Source organism: Pectobacterium versatile (assembly GCF_003932035.1).
Lineage (GTDB): Bacteria > Pseudomonadota > Gammaproteobacteria > Enterobacterales > Enterobacteriaceae > Pectobacterium > Pectobacterium versatile.
This window is the reverse complement of record NZ_CP034276.1, coordinates 2,528,684-2,542,846: the sequence shown is the minus strand read 5'-3', so window position 1 is coordinate 2,542,846 and position 14,163 is coordinate 2,528,684. Positions and strand designations below refer to the sequence as shown.

General features: G+C 50.3%; 15 protein-coding genes. 11 read left to right on the top strand and 4 right to left on the bottom strand.

Going from position 1 to position 14,163, the window contains the following annotated elements; genetic code table 11:
* Nucleotides 1–11 precede the first annotated feature (11 nt).
* From EIP93_RS11540 to EIP93_RS11525, 4 genes are all read left to right on the top strand, one after another.
* Nucleotides 12–1,208, top strand: a complete 1,197-nt coding sequence (locus tag EIP93_RS11540; RefSeq protein WP_107332881.1) for an MFS transporter — start codon at nucleotides 12–14, stop codon at nucleotides 1,206–1,208.
* Between the two features lie 137 nt (nucleotides 1,209–1,345).
* Nucleotides 1,346–1,834 (top strand): GNAT family N-acetyltransferase, encoded by a 489-nt coding sequence (locus EIP93_RS11535; protein ID WP_103972082.1) that lies wholly within the window; start codon nucleotides 1,346–1,348, stop codon nucleotides 1,832–1,834.
* A 167-nt stretch (nucleotides 1,835–2,001) separates the two neighbouring features.
* Entirely contained in the window at nucleotides 2,002–3,975 is a 1,974-nt protein-coding gene (locus EIP93_RS11530) for a methyl-accepting chemotaxis protein (RefSeq protein ID WP_125232725.1), read from the top strand.
* Between the two features lie 168 nt (nucleotides 3,976–4,143).
* Nucleotides 4,144–5,025, top strand: a complete 882-nt coding sequence (locus tag EIP93_RS11525) for an HTH-type transcriptional regulator ArgP (RefSeq protein WP_125232724.1) — start codon at nucleotides 4,144–4,146, stop codon at nucleotides 5,023–5,025.
* 40 nt (nucleotides 5,026–5,065) lie between these two features.
* On the opposite strand, the gene EIP93_RS11520 is transcribed toward EIP93_RS11525, so the two are convergent.
* Nucleotides 5,066–5,332 carry a YjbD family protein gene (locus EIP93_RS11520; protein WP_125232723.1) on the bottom strand — a complete coding sequence of 89 codons (267 nt, stop codon included), beginning with the start codon at nucleotides 5,330–5,332 and terminating at the stop codon, nucleotides 5,066–5,068.
* Between the two features lie 155 nt (nucleotides 5,333–5,487).
* Here EIP93_RS11520 and EIP93_RS11515 point away from each other — a divergent pair, with 155 nt between their 5' ends.
* The 3 genes from EIP93_RS11515 (at nucleotide 5,488) to EIP93_RS11505 (ending at nucleotide 7,771) form a co-directional block, all read left to right on the top strand.
* Complete coding sequence (locus tag EIP93_RS11515; protein ID WP_039537527.1) at nucleotides 5,488–5,823, top strand: nuclear transport factor 2 family protein; 336 nt, start codon at nucleotides 5,488–5,490, stop codon at nucleotides 5,821–5,823.
* A gap of 359 nt (nucleotides 5,824–6,182) precedes the next feature.
* A complete protein-coding gene (locus EIP93_RS11510) occupies nucleotides 6,183–6,470 on the top strand; it encodes a VF530 family protein (RefSeq protein WP_010275074.1) in 288 nt (95 codons plus the stop codon).
* A 5-nt stretch (nucleotides 6,471–6,475) separates the two neighbouring features.
* Nucleotides 6,476–7,771, top strand: coding sequence for a glycoside hydrolase family 10-like protein (locus tag EIP93_RS11505; protein WP_125232722.1), 1,296 nt, complete (start codon nucleotides 6,476–6,478; stop codon nucleotides 7,769–7,771).
* 47 nt (nucleotides 7,772–7,818) lie between these two features.
* Here EIP93_RS11505 and EIP93_RS11500 read toward each other — a convergent pair whose 3' ends face one another.
* Together EIP93_RS11500 and EIP93_RS11495 are read right to left on the bottom strand one after the other, a co-directional pair.
* Nucleotides 7,819–8,154: a type II toxin-antitoxin system RelE/ParE family toxin gene (locus EIP93_RS11500; RefSeq protein ID WP_119158662.1), complete on the bottom strand. Its 336-nt coding sequence runs from the start codon at nucleotides 8,152–8,154 to the stop codon at nucleotides 7,819–7,821.
* A 30-nt stretch (nucleotides 8,155–8,184) separates the two neighbouring features.
* A complete protein-coding gene (locus tag EIP93_RS11495) occupies nucleotides 8,185–8,418 on the bottom strand; it encodes a type II toxin-antitoxin system Phd/YefM family antitoxin (RefSeq protein WP_125232721.1) in 234 nt (77 codons plus the stop codon).
* A gap of 411 nt (nucleotides 8,419–8,829) precedes the next feature.
* Between EIP93_RS11495 and EIP93_RS11490 the strand changes: the two genes are divergently transcribed.
* The gene (locus tag EIP93_RS11490) at nucleotides 8,830–10,215 is read left to right on the top strand and encodes a diaminobutyrate--2-oxoglutarate transaminase (RefSeq protein ID WP_103940322.1); all 1,386 of its coding nucleotides are present in this window, start codon (nucleotides 8,830–8,832) and stop codon (nucleotides 10,213–10,215) included.
* Between the two features lie 9 nt (nucleotides 10,216–10,224).
* Nucleotides 10,225–11,721: a pyridoxal phosphate-dependent decarboxylase family protein gene (locus EIP93_RS11485; RefSeq protein WP_105879612.1), complete on the top strand. Its 1,497-nt coding sequence runs from the start codon at nucleotides 10,225–10,227 to the stop codon at nucleotides 11,719–11,721.
* Between the two features lie 148 nt (nucleotides 11,722–11,869).
* Here EIP93_RS11485 and pptA read toward each other — a convergent pair whose 3' ends face one another.
* Nucleotides 11,870–12,100, bottom strand: a complete 231-nt coding sequence (pptA, locus tag EIP93_RS11480; protein ID WP_010296037.1) for a tautomerase PptA — start codon at nucleotides 12,098–12,100, stop codon at nucleotides 11,870–11,872.
* Nucleotides 12,101–12,346: 246 nt separating this feature from the next.
* On the opposite strand from pptA, the gene EIP93_RS11475 reads away from it, so the two are divergent.
* Nucleotides 12,347–13,123 carry an MBL fold metallo-hydrolase gene (locus EIP93_RS11475; protein WP_125232720.1) on the top strand — a complete coding sequence of 259 codons (777 nt, stop codon included), beginning with the start codon at nucleotides 12,347–12,349 and terminating at the stop codon, nucleotides 13,121–13,123.
* A gap of 45 nt (nucleotides 13,124–13,168) precedes the next feature.
* Nucleotides 13,169–14,131 (top strand): GlxA family transcriptional regulator, encoded by a 963-nt coding sequence (locus EIP93_RS11470; protein WP_125232719.1) that lies wholly within the window; start codon nucleotides 13,169–13,171, stop codon nucleotides 14,129–14,131.
* Nucleotides 14,132–14,163: the final 32 nt, after the last annotated feature.

Sequence of the window (14,163 nt, the reverse complement as noted above, 5' to 3'; positions counted from 1 at the left end):
CGACGAGAACCATGATCACAAAACCCGTTATCAATAAATTTTCCCTGTTCGGGCTGATGTTCATTCCCGGTTTTACGTGGGCAACTTGGGTGACTCGAACCCCCGTTATGCGTGACGTTCTGAATGCCTCAACGGAAACGATGGGCATGATTCTATTTGGTTTTTCATGTGGTTCCATGCTCGGCGTATTGGGTGCAGGAAAAGTCATTAACGTTCTCGGCATTCGTAAAACCATGGCCGGTGGATTCCTGTTGCTTCTGCTTGGGCTACTTATGCTTGCTGCGTCGCTTTCGATTCAAAGTACGCCCAGCGCTTTTATGGGATTGTTGATTTTCGGCGCGGGAGTCGGCTTGGTTGATATCGCTATCAACATTGAAGGCGCGGCGTTTGAACAGCACCTGAATAAAAGCCTGATGACTACGCTGCACGGTTTTTTTAGTCTCGGAACGCTGGTCGGCGCGCTGACTGGGATGGCGATGACGGCGTTTGGTATCAATACTACGCTGCATTTTGTGGTGGCCGTAACACTGTCGATACTCACTGCAATGTTGCTGATGCGCCAAATGCCGTGGCTGAGCGATCTGGCCCGTTCTGAGCAAGAAGAAAAGGGCGACTACAAGACGCAGGTCTTCAACGAGCTCAAAGACAGCCGCCTGTTGATTCTCGGCGTGGTTATTCTTGCGATGGCGCTTGCAGAAGGTTCTGCCAACGACTGGCTACCGTTATTGATGATCGATGGCCACAACTTTGGTCACACGTCGGGGACGCTGGTTTATGTCGGATTCACTGCTGGTATGACGCTGGGCCGTTTTGCCGGAGGATATTTTGTCGATCGCTTTGGCAAGGTTAATGTACTCCGTTTCAGCGCCGCTTCCGCCGCACTTGGGCTGACGTTGGTCATTTTCTCTAATGATCCACTGCTGGCCGCCGCTGCGGTTATTTTCTGGGGTATTGGCGCCTCGCTGGGCTTCCCGCTCACCATTTCCGCCGCAGGAAGCGGAGAAAACAGTGCCGTTCGCGTCACGATTGCCGCAACGTTGGGCTACTTTGCTTTTCTCGTCGGCCCGCCTGCGTTGGGCTTCCTTGGCGAGGTTGCAGGGTTACGCATCGCCATGCTGCCGGTGCTTGTCATGGTGATTCTTGCCTTTATCTGTTCGTCTTCCGCCCGTGAACGTGCGGCCAAAACGGCATCTGAAACCCCATCCTGACGTTTCTGTGCGGTTCCGTTTCGTGTCACCGGAACTGCGTAGTGTCTTCCACGCTATTGATTACATTGATAATAAATGGTGTGATGCATCACAGTCAGCGAGGCTGACCATCACTCGGATTTGGAAAAATAAACACAATGGTAAATTTAACGGATATGGCTGAGGGGGATTACCCCGAATATCGCCAGTTTTTTATTCTTGAATATGCGCAGGATCTACAGGAATCCCGGGGATATGACGCAGAAAAGGCGAGGGCGATCGCCACGCAATCGATCGATATTGCGTTACCGCAGGGCGTTCACACCGCAGCTAATAAGTTATGGTGCATTCATTCCGCAGATAACGCAGACGGCATCATCGGCTACTTGTGGGTCGTTTTGAAAGAAAACGCCGCCTGGGTCTCTGATTTTTGCCTTCTGCCCGCGTGGCGGGGCCGTGGTTTCGGTAAGGCCTCGCTTGCTGCGTTGGATATCGCGCTCACCGCGTTAGGTATTGGCGAAATCGGGCTGAGAGTGGCTGCACATAATCCGGTTGCTAAGACGTTATATGAAAAACAAGGGTTTCAGGTAACCGGTTTTAACATGCATAAAAGTCTGGAACCGAACCCTTCATCAGATCGCCATTAACCCAATGAAATAGGACAAGCGCCCCCCAACGACCACTGGCCCCCAACTCCTTTCTTGCTCACCTCTGCGCCGCTAAAGTTCAAAAAAAAGACGCCGATAAACAAATAGTAGGAGCTCATTGCAACGGAATGTTGATTACGCTAAGTATCAACTCTAGGGGAGCCATAATGGCCAAACAATTAATACAAAAAAAAACAATGAGTACCCGCGCTCAAGTCCTGCTAACTGGCGCATTAACCATCGCACTCGGTTTCGCTGTCACTATTGGTGTGCTCAGCTGGCAGTCTAGTCGTGAACAAAAATCTCTGGCCGAACGCTATTTACAGCAAATAGCCCAAAGCGAAGCATTAAGAATTCAACAGGAACTCAACTACGCCCGGGATGTGGCGCATAACCTTGGACAAGGGCTGGTTGCGTTGCCCGCAGCAGGCATTAAAGACCGCGCCGTGGTCGATAAAATGACGGAATATGCCCTGCGGGATAACCCAGAATATCTCTCGATTTCAGTCATCTTTGAAGAGAATGTGTTTGACGGTCGGGATGCCGAGTTTGCCGAACAGCCCGGCCAGGCACCTAAAGGCCGCTACGCCTGGTTTGTCGATCGCGATCAGGCAGGCAACTACAAGATGCACCCTCTGCAGTCCTTCCTGACTCCCGGCCAGGGCGATTACTACCTGTTGCCACAAAAGAGCCAGAAAGATACGCTCATCGAACCCTACTCTTATGCTTACAATGGCGTTCCAACGCTGCTGACGTCAGTCGCCGCACCGATTGTCAGTCAGGGTAAACTGTGGGGCGTCGTGACTTCAGACATTTCGCTTGCGTCATTACAGGAAAAAATTAACCGGATTAAGCCTTGGGAAGGTGGCGGTTACGCGATGCTGCTATCCAGTGCGAGTAAAGTCATCTCTTATCCTGATAAATCTCAGACAAGCAAAGCCTGGCAAGGGCCGACGGACAATTTCACGTCCGCAGTGGTACAACACGACGATGCCATTCTGGGTGAACAAGCGTTGATTACCTGGCAACCAGTCACCATCGGCAACAGCACGGAGAAATGGTATCTGGGGATTGTTGCGCCAGTGAGCCAAGTGATGGCCGCTTCTGAACGTCAGTTAATGAATGCCGTCATCATGATGGTGATCAGTATCCTGCTGGTGAGCGCGCTGCTGGGCTGGGTATTCAGCCGTAAAGTGCTTAAGCCACTGGGTGGTGAACCACGTGAGGCAGCCACCATCGCGCTGGCTGTTGCGGAAGGTCGACTGAGTAATGTGATTGACGTGCAACCCAACGATCGTAGTAGTCTGTTCTTCGCACTGAATACGATGCAGTCACAGCTGCGTCAGGTGGTCGGACAGATCAAAGATGCCAGTGATTCCGTGCGACAAGGCGCAGCGGAAATTGCCAGCGGCAACCTCAACCTTGCATCGCGTACGGAACAGCAGGCTGCTGCGTTGGAACAAACCGCAGCGAGTATGGAAGAGATCACCGCAACGGTGAAACACAATGCCAACAATGCTCATCAGGCCACGACGCTGACAGAGAATGCCACGAAGATTGCTCAGCGCGGTGAATCGCTGGTCAGTCAGGTGGTTCAGACGATGTCGCAGATTGATGAGAGTGCGAAGAAGATTGGCGATATTACCACCATGATTAACAGCATCGCTTTCCAGACCAATATTCTGGCGCTGAACGCCGCGGTAGAAGCGGCACGAGCGGGTGAGCAGGGAAGAGGATTCGCTGTCGTGGCATCGGAAGTTCGTAGTCTTGCCCAGCGCAGCGCCAGTGCGGTGAAAGAGATTGCCGCACTGATTGAGGAATCCAGCCAGCGCGTTGAAAGCGGCGTTAAACTGGTGAACGATGCCGGTAAAACCATGCAGGATATGACACACGCCGTCAGCTCGGTACAAAGTATCATCGGTGAGATTGTCACGGCATCGGATGAGCAGGCGAAGGGCATTAGTCAGGTCACGATTGCCGTTAATGAAATGGATGGTGTGACGCAGCAAAACTCCGCACTGGTACAGCAGATGTCAGCTGCTGCCAGTTCGCTGGAAGATCAGTCCATGTCGTTAGCGCAGGCGATAGAGCATTTTCGTTTGGAACAGCAGCACGTGTCACCCCGTGCGCTGTTAAAGTAAAAAGTGACGGCGTCACCCGGTGACCATGAGGTTGCTGGGTGACATCTTTAATCCTTCCGTGATTTTTGCTCCACATCCCCCCTGATACCTCGCCACTTCGCGAAAGTTGTATCGAGCCTTTAATTAAGGCAAATTAAATCATCCTGATATTATTAAGAAAAAATAACCATGCACCTGAATTACCCCTGTCTGAGAGCGTTCATGGAGATTGTCCGTAGCGGCAGTTTTGAAATTGCAGCTCGTAAACTCCACGTTACGCCGTCTGCCATCAGCCAGCGTATCAAGCAGTTAGAAGATCAGCTTGGTCAGGTACTGATCATAAGGGGTAACCCCTGTCGAGCAACGCCGACGGGGCAAGCGTTACTTCGGCACGCAGAACAGATAGATATGTTGGAGAGCGAGCTTTTCAGCACGCTTGAAATGCCTGTCAGACCGAGTATTTCAGTGGCTGTGAATGCGGATTCAATAGACGGATGGTTTCTGGATGCGATGGAAGATGCCTGTCATCAATCCAATATTTTGCTCGACATTCTCGTTGAGGATCAGGAACATTCTGCAACCTTGCTACGTGAAGGTCGGGTCATGGCAGCGGTCAGCGCCAGCTCGGAACCGATTCAGGGCTGTGGCGTAGAGTATTTAGGAACGATGCGTTACCGCGCGTATTGCTCACCGATTTTTCACGAGACGTACTTTGCGGATGGCATCAATGCGGACAGTTTGCAAAAAGCGCCGCTTCTGATATTTAACAATAAGGACAGATTACAATCCTTATTTATAGCATCGCTGGTTCCAACCGCGATCGAACCGCCACAGCAATTCGTTCCTTCAACGGCGGCCTTTGTCGGTGCCATTTTCAGAGGGCTAGGGTGGGGGATGATCCCAGAACATATGGCATCATCGCATACGGAAAAAGGCGAATTAGTACCATTTCAAGCCGGAAATCCTATCGATATTCTACTGTACTGGCACCGTTGGAATATCCGTTCTGCATCGCTGGAAGCGTTAAGCCAGAGCGTGCGAACGGCGGCCGCTCGGCATCTTTTTCGGTAATGGTGTCAAGCCAAGGACACGAGCAACCGCGATGTAAACGCTAGCGGCGACCTCGTAGATTTGTACTGGCTGACCATTCATAATTCGCTGAGGAATCAGGTTTAAATTTATTTTTCTTCTTCTCGGCCTTGGCCTGTTTTGCTACGATTTCGCGTTCCTTCATAAGCTTATCGATGTAATCGTCTTTAATATGATTACTCTCAGAGTTGGTCAGCGGGCGGTCCTGTTTTTTTCTCGCCTGATCGAGTAACGTCTTAAGCTGACGTTGTTCACTTTCTGTCATGTCTTTCTGAGTCAGTCTTGGCATGGGAATGGACCTGATAAGCGGGCTAGAAAATACATTGTAGAGGAAAACGCTCTGAGGCCCAGATAAATCGTACCGCGAGCCTTCCTGATTTCTTGATAATTGGCACCCAACTTATTTATTCAGGCATAGTAGAAAACACATAGTGGAGAGAAATGATGTCACCAGAATCGGCCGTAGCGGCACAGTTTAAGGCCTATAACGAACATGACATCGATGCATTCGTGTCATGCTTTGCACCAGATTTCAAAGCGTACCGCATGCCGGCAGAAATACCGTCGATGGTAGGAAAAGAGGCGCTGAGAGAGTTCTACGTGAATAACCGATTCAACAACCCAGAACTGAGAGCGGAGTTGGTATCTCGTACCGTGCTAGGCAATAAGGTATTTGACCATGAGTTAATTCATGGGCTTTCAGCAGAGCCAATAGAAAGCGTTGCTGTCTTTGAGGTAGATAACGGGCTTATTAATACAGCTTGGTTTTTCTTTTGTTAGCTAGGTGTTTTGTGGATGTGGGGAATTTGTTCAACGGAACGGCCAGTTCCTGCCTGTGTCTTCATTGGTTCGCATAATGTATATTATGTTAAATTAGATGTTCGGCTACGTACCAGACTTTGTAACCTCCATTATCCACCTAGCCCACTGCATTAATCGTTTTTTACAGTAGCCAGACCGTGGTTTCATCAGGACTCGCTCCGCACACTATCTTTATGCAAGATAATACTCGCGGACATCGCTACGTAAGAAATTCCCCATATAGCTGTACAACATTGCCGCTCGCCCCGCTTTCTTGTAACCTTCCCTTGCTACACGCCGAATCCTGAACACAAAAACCTGAAACTACTGGACGTTACATGACAGCTCATACTTCTAAAGATCCTTTGCATGGCGTCACGCTTGAAATGCAAGTCAATGCGCTGGTTGCCCGTTTTGGCTGGGTTGAGTTGGGTAAACGGATTAACATCAATTGCTTTAAAAGCGATCCAAGCGTTAAATCCAGTTTAAAGTTTCTGCGTCGGACACCCTGGGCGCGTGCCGAAGTTGAAGCACTGTACCTTGATTCTCTGGACGGTTCAGCTCCCGTAAAACCAGATGATAGCGCTGTTGATCCCTGGGCTAATAGCCGCAGAAATAAGAGCTAACCAACGTGAAAAAGCCAGTCGTACTCATTGCTGCTGCGCTTCTACTTGTCAGTTGCGCGTCTAAACCACCGAGTTCGCTTGTCACCCCCCTTCCTCCGGTTAAACAGCCGCTTCCGGCGAAATCTCAGCAGAATAAGGAACCCATGCGCGGTGTCTGGCTGGCGACCGTCTCCCGCTTGGATTGGCCGCCGGTGGCATCCGTCAATGTCAGCAGCCCTGCTAGCCGCATAACTCAGCAGCAGGACGCACTGAAAGGCAAGCTGGATAAATTGAAAAGTCTCGGTATCAATACTGTATTTTTCCAGGTTAAGCCTGATGGTACCGCGCTTTGGCCCTCTAAAATATTGCCTTGGTCAGATATGTTAACGGGCAATATTGGTGAGAATCCTGGCTACGATCCGCTCCAGTTCATGCTGGATGAGGCGCACAAACGCGGTATGAAAGTCCATGCTTGGTTTAATCCCTATCGCGTCTCCGTTAACACTAAGCCGTCAACAGTGACGGAGCTCAATCGTACCTTGTCGCAAAATCCGGCTAGCGTATTTGTGTTGCATCGTGACTGGATCCGCACGGCAGGCGATCGCTTTGTGCTCGACCCAGGCATCCCAGAAGCGCGAAACTGGATCACCAGTATCGTGGCCGAAGTCGTGGCGCGTTACCCGATTGATGGTGTGCAGTTCGATGATTACTTCTATGCTGAGTCATCCGGCTCAATGCTTAACGATGGTGAAACCTTTAAAAAACAGGGGCAGGGATTTGGCTCAAAGGCTGACTGGCGGCGGCACAATACACAGCTATTGATTGAGCAGGTGTCGCGCACTATCAAGCAGTTGAAACCCGAGGTTGAATTTGGCGTCAGCCCAGCAGGCGTATGGCGTAACCGCTCACACGACGCAGCAGGCTCCGACACGCGAGGCGCGGCGGCTTACGATGAAGCTTATGCCGATACTCGCCTGTGGGTGCAGAAAGGGTTGCTGGATTACATTGCCCCACAGATATACTGGCCCTTCGCGCGCGACGCGGCTCGCTATGACGTATTGGCAAAATGGTGGGCTGATGTGGTGAAGCCGACGAACACGCGCCTCTATATTGGCGTTGCACTGTATAAAGTGGGTGAACCGTCAAAGAATGAACCTGACTGGACGATAAATGGCGGCGTGCCGGAGCTGAAAAAGCAGCTCGATTTGAACGAGTCTATGCCGCAAATTAACGGGACGATTCTGTTCAGAGAGAACTATCTCAATCAACCACAGACCCAGGACGCGGTTAATTACCTCAGAAATCGCTGGAATCCGATTTAACAAACGGCAGAGGCTTCAAAATCTCTGCCCCTTCCTCTGGTGCTGATTCACGCCTGAATCAAGCGCTTAAATAATAATTGCTGAATATCTTGTCGGTGAGCAAGAAGAGCATGGACGGTAACCAGATTATTTTCGATTGAATAGAGGACTCGATATCCTCCTGGAGTATTATATTCCCTGTATTTTCCGCACCCAATTTTCAACAGTTCTGGGCTGAGCTGACAGCTCAAAGGAAACTGCCGGATTTTACTCTCAAATTGGTCCAGAATTTCATTGATCACCGAGCCGGGTTCTACATCAACACGGCGGAGATGGCTGACAATATCGCTGATACAGACTCTGACCGTCGAGGTGTATTCTATCGTTACTCTCGATTCTTCCATTTAGCGTCCCTTCCTAATGACATTGTCAGTTCAGAATTCCAGCCCATCCAGCAATTGCTCCCTGCTGAACACTTTTCCTTCAACGTTGTCTTTTTCAGACAACGTTAAAAGCTTCAGCAATGCAATGGCATTTTCCCGTTCCTGCTGTTGATCGTAGGATTCAATAACGTAGGCAGGAACGCCATTCTGAGTCACCAGAATGGGTTCAACGAGGTCAAGCGTGGCTGCGTTTTTCTTTATATAGCTAATCGTCTCGATCTTCATGATGCTTTCCTCCTGATATCGAATTCAGTCTTAATTTAGTCTTTATATAGACTGAAAACAATATGTGAAGCATCATCATACCTCTCTCACTTGTCGTTTTCTCTTTGATCGCTCTAGCTAAACGTGCTGTTTACCCCTCTTATTGCCGCTTTTTCGGTTCAAGAATTCTGCGGTAGGCGGATTTTTTTTGCTTATTTAATAAGCATGTAAAATAGCCATGGCATCATGATTCGTAAAAAACCAATCAACTGTTTGATTTTTATGTAAAAAAATAAAAGTTTCGAAACGAAATAAATCATTGAGTCGGTGACTGAAAAACCCTATATTGGCCGCGTTTTTCTTATAGCAGTTACATGTTTAATTCATTTATTCAACTGTGGTTGCCTGCGAGCACACGGTTGTAGGAGAGATATGATGACGGATAAAGTCCGTATTGACAGTTTAGGTGCGAATTCATTAAACGGAAACAATGAAACCTATTTGGCAAGACAAGCTGAATTTGAATCGAACGTGAGGAGTTATCCACGCAAATTGCCTTTGGCAATTGCGAAAGCCGAAGGCGTGTGGATCACCGATGTTGAGAATAATCAATATCTTGACTGTCTGGCCGGAGCGGGAACGCTGGCGCTTGGACATAACCATCCTGACGTGCTGCAAAGCATCCAACGTGTCATTACTAGCGGCTTGCCGTTACATACACTTGATCTGACAACGCCGTTGAAAGATCAGTTCTCCGAATATCTGCTTTCCTTATTGCCTGGTCAGGGCAAAGAGTATTGCCTCCAGTTTACCGGCCCTTCTGGCGCAGATGCTGTTGAAGCCGCGCTGAAACTGGCAAAAAAATACACCGGTCGTGCTGGTGTGATCAGCTTCTCCGGTGGCTACCACGGCATGACGCATGGCGCGCTGTCGGTAACGGGTAACCTGTCACCGAAAGAAGCGGTCGACGGCATGATGCCTGAAGTCCAGTTTATGCCTTATCCGCACCAGTACCGCTGCCCGCTGGGCATTGGCGGTGAAGCCGGCGTTAAAGCATTAACCTACTACTTCGAAAACCTGATCAATGACGTTGAGAGTGGCGTACGCAAACCTGCGGCAGTCATTCTGGAAGCGGTTCAGGGTGAAGGCGGCGTTAACCCGGCACCTGTCGAGTGGTTGCAACGCATCCGTAAAGTCACGCAGGAACACGGCATCCTGCTGATCATCGACGAAGTGCAGGCGGGCTTTGCGCGTACCGGTAAATTCTTCGCCTTTGAACACGCTGGCATTGAGCCAGATATCATCGTGATGTCCAAAGCCGTTGGCGGCGGTTTGCCATTAGCCGTACTGGGTATCAAGAAGCAGTTCGATGCCTGGGCTCCGGGTCACCATACCGGTACCTTCCGCGGTAACCAACTGGCAATGGCAACCGGCCTGACGACGCTGAAGCACCTCAAAGACAATCAGGTAGCCAATAAAGTCGCTGAGCAAGGTGAATGGCTGAAAGCCAAACTGGCTGAGCTGCAAAAACGTTATCCGGTGATCGGTCACATTCGCGGTCTGGGATTAATGATCGGGATTGAGATTGTTAAGCCTAATGAAGCGCAGGATCACATGGGTTGCTACCCGGCTGACGGCGAGCTGTCTGCTCTGCTGCAGAAGAAATGCTTTGAAACGGGCCTGATTCTGGAGCGCGGTGGCCGTCATGGTTGCGTTCTGCGTCTGCTGCCTTCCCTGCTGATCAGCAATGCTGAATTGGAAATCTTCCTGGATAAATTTGAAAGCGCCCTGCTGTCTGCTGGCGTGAAGCCAGTCTGAGTGGAGCGAATGACCACGATGTCCAAGTTAGTTAAAAATGAAGTAAATCCGATTTTGGCCTCCTCGGCACAAAGCATCGAGGCCTATCAGGACGCGATTACGCAAAGTAGTCAAGCCGTCATGCAGTGGCTGCAACAGCCTGAGATGTATCAGGGGAAAACCGTTGCTGAACTGCGTGAGCGCATCACGCTGGATTTTAATCCTCAGGGCCTGGGTAACCAGGCCGCTATCGAGCGTGCGATTGAGTACTTTTTGAAAGACAGCCTGTCGGTGCATCACCCACAGTGTGTTGCTCACCTGCACTGCCCGAGTTTGGTGGTCAGTCAGGCAGCGGAAGTCTTGATTAACGCCACGAACCAGAGCATGGACTCCTGGGATCAAAGCCCGTCTGCGACCATCATCGAGATGAAGCTGATTGAGTGGCTGCGTACTCAGGTAGGCTACCAGTCTGGTGACGCTGGCGTGTTCACCAGTGGTGGCACCCAGAGTAACCTGATGGGGTTGATGCTGGCGCGTGATGCCTTCTTTGCTCGTCAGGGACATTCGATCCAGCAAGATGGATTGGTTGGTAATCTGAAGAAAATTAAAGTGTTCTGTTCTGAAAATGCCCATTTCTCGGTGCAAAAGAACATGGCTTTACTGGGTCTGGGTTATCAATGCGTGACGCTGGTGAAAACCGATCGCTTCGCGCGGATGGATCTGAACGATTTAGCAGAGAAAGTGGCGCTGGCCAAGGCTAACGGCGAGCAGATTCTGGCGATTGTGGCGACGGCAGGGACCACTGATGCCGGTGCGATTGATCCTTTACGGGCGATTGCAACACTGGCGGCAGAACACCAGATTTGGGTACACGTTGATGCAGCCTGGGGCGGCGCACTGCTGCTGTCCGAGAAGTATCGCGATTATCTGGACGGCATTGAGTTGGTGGATTCCATCACGTTGGATTTCCACAAACAATTCTTCCAGACCATCAGCTGCGGCGCTTTCTTGTTGAAAGAAGCTCGCCACTATGAGCTGATGCGCTATCAAGCGGCTTACCTGAACTCTGAGTTCGATGAAGCACAGGGCGTTCCTAATCTGGTGTCGAAATCATTGCAGACGACGCGTCGTTTTGATGCGCTGAAACTGTGGATGGGTCTGGAAGCATTAGGCCAACAGCAGTACGCCGCAATCATCGATCACGGCGTCACGCTGGCACAGCAGGTTGCACAGTATGTGGATGAACATGCCTCACTGGAATTGGTGATGCAGCCACAGCTGGCAAGCGTACTGTTCCGTTTCCGCCCGCAACAGCTGGCAACAGCGGATGACGCGACTATCGCTTTGCTGAACCAACGCATTGGTGATGCACTGCTGGAATCAGGTCGTGCCAACGTAGGCGTCACCGAATTTAACGGTGTTACCTGCCTGAAACTGACGTTGCTGAACCCAACGGTCAGTCTGGGCGATGTCAAAGTCCTGCTGGATCTGGTTGAAAGCACGGCACAGCCTCTGCTGACCGCGTAATCCCCCTGCTTACCGCATGGTGAAAAGCCGATAACACTTAACAGGTTATCGGCTTTTTTATTGCTTATAACCCGTGGTGGTCAACCCGCTCCGCTACAGTGGAAAACGTTTCGGAGCAGGCAAATTAATCCGTCAGGATGCGGGCGAATTAATATGAATATCCCGGTTTTTTCGCCAACGTATCCAACTGCGGTTTGATGAATGGATCGTAAACGTCATCCTTCCAGCGCTCCGGCTGAATTTCGTTAAACGCCACAGAAAGCGAGTCGTCGGAAGAACCGAAGTGCTTCTTCAGAACCGCAGCAAGATCTTCCGCGACAACTTTCTTCTCTTCTTCAGACAGGTTTCTTGGGAAATGTTTGACATCAATATGGGGCATGAAATTGTCCTTTTCAGTGATGAAACAGCACGTTGGTTAAGATAGCTAGTTAGTCAAGATAACCAGTGTTCATGAAGACGGCAATAGGATTCCCTGCCTGATGATAAACAATCCGTTTGAGATAAATTGGCCTAAATTCATCGAAGTGTGTCATTCAGGCCACTGTTGGCGATCTGTCAGATTCTTATACTGTTTCTGTTTGGCGCGTAATGGCGCTGCCAGTTAACCTGATATGGGAGCAATAAGATGAAAATAACGCAGATTCGTAATGCGACATTACAACTTGAATTTGGTGGGAAAACGTTTCTGATTGACCCGATGCTGGCACCAAAGGCGACCTACCCCGGTTTCCCAGGTACTGCAAACGACCATCTGCGTAATCCACTGGTCGAGCTTCCTTTGCCTATGGCGACAATTCTGGATGTTGATGCCGTAATTGTGACGCATACACACCTCGACCATTGGGATGATGTAGCCATCAATGCTATCCCGAAAACAATGCCGATCTTCAGCCAAAATACGCAGGATGCTGACATCATTCGGAACGCGGGATTTAGCTCAGTGTGTGTACTTGGTGAGCAAACGGAATATGACGGCATCACGCTGATCAAAACATCCGGTCAGCATGGTTCTGATGAAACCTATGCCAACCCACAGATGGCGGAACGACTGGGTGACGTCTGCGGGATTATCTTCCAGCATGCGCATGAGAAGTCGTTTTATCTGGCAGGTGATACCGTTTGGAATCAGCATGTTATCGATGCCCTAACACACCACACGCCCGATGTGGTGGCGCTGAATATAGGCAATGCCGTTATTCCCGGCTTTGGTTCCATTATCATGGGAAAAGAGGATGTTCAGCGCGTGCATCAGCTCGTACCCAATGCGGCGATAGTCGCAACACATATGGAAGCGGTGAACCATTGCCTTCTGAGTCGTGCTGAACTGCGTGACTATTTGCATGAAGAAAAGCTTCAGTCCATCGTGTATGTACCGAACGATGGTGAAAGTGTGCAATTCTGAACCGGACAATAACCGGAACCTATTGATTATTTGATGAGGGCTATTATGGCTGTGCTAACCGTCGCGGTGGTTGTCTCCGAGAATTTTAGCCCGTTTCATTTATCCATACCGGGTATGGTTTTCAGCGACATGCTCTATGAAGAAAAACAGTTTGAGCTTTTTTTCTGTGCAGAAAACCCGGGCATGGTGGCATCAGAACACGGATTTTCCATCAACGTTGAGCACGGATTGTCCGCGTTGGAAAAAGCCGACCTGATCGTCGTTCCCTATTGGAGTCATCCAGAGACGCGCCCTTCTGCGCGGCTTCTGGATGTGTTACGTGTTGCCAGCGCTCGCAAAGCACAGATCGCCGGATTATGTTTGGGAACTTATGTGCTGGCTTATGCCGGGTTGTTAGATGGCCGTCGTGCCTCGACACACTGGGCGTTTGAGCAGGATTTTATCGCCCGCTTTGTCGATGTACGGTTGGACACGAACGCGCTCTATGTCGAAGATGAACATCTGATTACGTCTGCGGGAACGGTGGCGGCAATAGATTGCTGCCTTTATCTGGTTCGTCAACATTGTGGCAGCGCTATCGCTAACCGCGCCGCCCGCCGTCTGGTGATCCCGCCTTACCGCGAAGGTGGACAGGCCCAGTTTATTGAACATCCGGTGCCAGAAAATACGCGGGATAGTAAAATCAATCAGCTGCTGGACTATCTGCGCAGCCATCTCCGTTCCCCCCACTCTTTGGATGCATTGGCGAGCCGCGTGCAGATGAGTCGCAGGACATTTACCCGGCATTTCTTCCGTGCCACGGGTATGACGGTCAGCGACTGGTTAACGGCGGAACGGCTTCGCTGTAGTCAGGTATTGCTGGAATCGACATCCCACTCCATCGAAGCAATTGCGGATAGCGTGGGTTTTCAGTCAGTGGTGACATTTCGCCAGCAGTTCAAACAGCGTTTTAGCGTGAGTCCGACCGACTGGCGTAAAACGTTTCAGGATAAAAGCAGCACCCGTTGATGTTCATTGCCTGTCGGAAAATAGCCAGATCG